This is a genomic window from Aquibacillus salsiterrae, from assembly GCF_028416595.1.
In the GTDB taxonomy this organism is placed as follows: Bacteria; Bacillota; Bacilli; order Bacillales; family Amphibacillaceae; genus Aquibacillus_A; species Aquibacillus_A salsiterrae.
Map to the genome: position 1 here is coordinate 1 of NZ_JAMQKC010000051.1, position 2,827 is coordinate 2,827.

Below are 2,827 nucleotides of genomic sequence, written 5' to 3' on the forward strand. Positions count from 1 at the left end.
GTTCGTCCTGAGCCAAGATCAAACTCTCCAATAAATGAATGAGTTGATTTACTCATAAACTTGACTAGCAATTGTATTTCTAATCTAGCTTCGGCTCCCAATAGCTAGCGTATAGTTAATCCATCATCTCGCACTTGAAGTTCAAAGTGCTACATGCTGTCTTATCTATCCGTACGCTATTAAACAGTCGCCTATACTTTTTCTTTTAACATACTGGTTGTTTTGTTCAGTTTTCAAAGATCAATGTATTTACGTTATCGCTTCATCTCTCAGCGACATATACTATCATATCACTATATTTCGCGGAAGTCAACAACTTTCTAACTTTTAGTTCTTGTCCATAAAAGCGAGCTTAATTAATATAACACTTTCCTACTAATTAAGTCAATTGTTAATTTTGGTTTCAAAATCATTCCACCTTAGATCCGAGACAACTAAAACAATATACCATGAAATGCATATAAAGGTCAAATGTTTTTTAATAAACACTGAACTAAAATTCGCAGAAGTTAAAACGATATCAAATGACTTTAACCACAATCCTCATGCAGGAAATTAGCGTCATACATAGAGAATATTCTCATCTATTACAATTTAATTCCTTTCAACCGAAAATGTAGCCCACCTTCATATTGACCAATTGGCAGCTTACAGAAATTTTTTGGTCCATTAACCAAGAAGAGAATCAATTCTTTATCCTCTCGGTATATTTGTAATTGCCAATTACTAGTAACGGTTTGGTATGACTTTTTCATTACTTTGTCCTTAATAAACGGCCCTGGTAAACAAATGTATTCTCTATCGCTATCAAGAAACAGGACTAACCCATGTATTTCTCGACTTGAAATTTTTTTAGCAATCTCATTTGTAAAAGTAAAAATAGCATGGTCTTTATTACCTTCATCTGGCTCTAAAAGTTTGATCACATACTTGGCATCTATTAAATAAGTATCCTTCAAGTCATCTACTTCAAATACTTGGTATTGATTAATAATCCTTTCTTCAGACAAACGTTTCAAAAAGGAATTTTCAATTAAGTTTTGTTCTTGCGGTTTTAAAAACGAAAATGTAATATCCTCTATAACTTTTCCAAGATCATCATATTTTTCTCTTAATTTTGTTAAATTTTTCTCAGCCCCTCGATAAGAAGATATCGACTTTATTTGGGGATTATCTGTGTAATAATGCTGGAGTCGTTTCGCTTGTTGTTCATCAATTTGTGATTTGGTTAATATACCTTGATCTTCATTTATTGGTAGTCCAAAACCGTTCTTAGCGGCAAAATAATCACCAACATACAGAGTTTTATTATCGAATAGAAACAAATTGGACTGAAGATACTCAAGAACTAGAACCTTACAACCTTCTGCACTCAGTTTACTTATTGCTTCATATTCAGTCGCACCTGTTACCCAATCAACACCAGGTTCTCGTGTGATAAAAGTTATTTCTATGTCTTTTTCTTTTTTTATTAGTAAAAAAGGTTTAATTCCATCTATGGTCACAAAAGGGGTCACTACAAGAAGTGATTCCTTAGCATTCTCCAATGCATTTAATAATTCCTCTTCTTTATTTTCAGTTATCAACTCCATACAATAATTACCACCTTAGATTTATTTTCCACCAGTATTTTTCACTAAATTAGAAAAAATATAAGCAAATAGGAAAGGAGTTAAAAAAAATTGAAGAAGAAACTAGTTTATATTGCAACTATTTTTTTATTGCTACTTGTAGCATGTAATACAAATGACCAATCCCTTAAAGATGATTCTATCTCTAGTTTAAATACTGATGCGACAAGTGAAAATTACCCACAGACCCAACCAATAAAAACTCAAAATGCAAAATATGAATTTAGAGTAATTCAGGATAACTATGACGGGCAAGCAAAAAGGTATTTCGCTATCGAACAGGGACAAAGACCAAATACTAACGGTGATTCAAGCGTTAAACGAGGCATCGAACAAAACAATCAAGAGAAAACGCAACAAGTTCCACAACAAGCACCTGAAAATAACACTCAACAACAAGCACAAACACAACAGCAAAATAATAACGAAACAGATCAACGTAACAATGATTTTGTTCAAAAGGTTGTTGAGTTAACAAATGCAGAAAGAGTTAAACAAGGTCTTTCTCCGTTAAAAGCATACACTGATTTAAATACTGTAGCTGATGCTAAGGCAGAGGACATGGCAAATAAAGGATATTTTTCCCATACCAGTCCAACATATGGTTCACCTTTTGACATGATGAGAGATTTTGGCATCACATATAAATCTGCAGGAGAAAATCTTGCTGCTGGACAAACTTCTCCGGAAGAGGTTGTAAATGCTTGGATGAACAGTGAAGGCCACCGCGCTAATATTTTATCAGAAAAATTCACTCACATTGGAGTCGGATTTGAGCAAAACGGAAACCAGTGGGTCCAAATGTTTGTCAAAAAATAATACAGAACACATGGACTATACTCGCATACCAACAAAAGTGGTACCCACCTAAAGTTGAAAATGATAGCCTTTTGAAAAACTCAAAAAAATCCCTCCCTGGGAAAGACACTTTCCGCAGGGGGGGATTTTTAGCCTGGCGACGTCCTACTCTCACAGGGACAAAGTCCCAACTACCATCGGCGCAAAAGAGCTTAACTACTGTGTTCGGCATGGGAACAGGTGTGACCTCTTCGCTATAGCCACCAGATCTTTTATGAAGTTCAAGGTAAAACATTACCTATGTACCTTCAAGACTAGATAAGAAGTTGGTACAAGACATAGTTTTGTTTAGCAGAGGCTACCAAGCCCATTGCGCTTCCTTATTCAGTCTAGCTACG

The 2,827-nt window shown here is 34.9% G+C and carries 2 protein-coding genes and 1 rRNA gene; 1 reads left to right on the forward strand and 2 read right to left on the reverse strand.

Annotated features, from left to right (window positions below; genetic code table 11):
- Positions 1 to 587: 587 nt before the first annotated feature.
- Positions 588 to 1,592, reverse strand: coding sequence for a phospholipase D-like domain-containing protein (locus NC799_RS18140; RefSeq protein ID WP_272447840.1), 1,005 nt, complete (start codon positions 1,590 to 1,592; stop codon positions 588 to 590).
- 90 nt (positions 1,593 to 1,682) lie between these two features.
- Between NC799_RS18140 and NC799_RS18145 the strand changes: the two genes are divergently transcribed.
- Positions 1,683 to 2,450, forward strand: a complete 768-nt coding sequence (locus tag NC799_RS18145) for a CAP domain-containing protein (RefSeq protein WP_272447841.1) — start codon at positions 1,683 to 1,685, stop codon at positions 2,448 to 2,450.
- A 131-nt stretch (positions 2,451 to 2,581) separates the two neighbouring features.
- On the opposite strand, the gene rrf is transcribed toward NC799_RS18145, so the two are convergent.
- Positions 2,582 to 2,697: ribosomal RNA gene (gene rrf, locus NC799_RS18150) — 5S ribosomal RNA — on the reverse strand.
- Positions 2,698 to 2,827: the final 130 nt, after the last annotated feature.

Excerpts from the sequence above, each read along its gene's own strand:
- NC799_RS18140 (WP_272447840.1), bottom strand. The coding sequence starts at position 1,592 with ATGGAGTTGATAACTGAAAATAAAGAAGAGGAATTATTAAATGCATTG.